Genomic DNA, 359 nt, shown 5'->3' on the forward strand with positions numbered 1-359 from the left:
GAACAGCGACGAGGTGCTGTGGCATTCGACGACTTCCCGGTTGGCGAAGTCGATCTTCGTGTAGATGCCCAGGTTCCCGATGATCCGGGTGATCGGATCCCAGGACATGTCCACGAGTTGTGGCGGCTTGCGCTCCGTGGGCCGGGCCTCGGTGGTGGTCATCTGCGGTACTGCCCCTCGCTGTAGGTGTTCCGATGAGTGGTGGTGGGGTGCGCGCCCGGGCGCGCGGCGCGCGTCACGAGGGCCGCCAGCGCGGGTCGTAGCCGCTGGTCAGCTTGCGCTTGTTGTGGCGCCACCTGGGCTCGTGGTTGACCAGTTCGTTCGTCACGCCGCGCAGCCGGCGGATGACGGCCCCGTAG

At 67.7% G+C, this 359-nt stretch carries 1 pseudogene; it reads right to left on the reverse strand.

The window, feature by feature from the left end:
• Positions 1-235: 235 nt before the first annotated feature.
• Positions 236-359, reverse strand: a pseudogene (locus IF47_RS31860) (hydrogenase expression protein HypE); the annotation flags it as partial.

The sequence above is a fragment of the Streptomyces megasporus genome (genome assembly GCF_000718985.1).
Classification (GTDB): Bacteria; Actinomycetota; Actinomycetes; order Streptomycetales; family Streptomycetaceae; genus Streptomyces; species Streptomyces megasporus.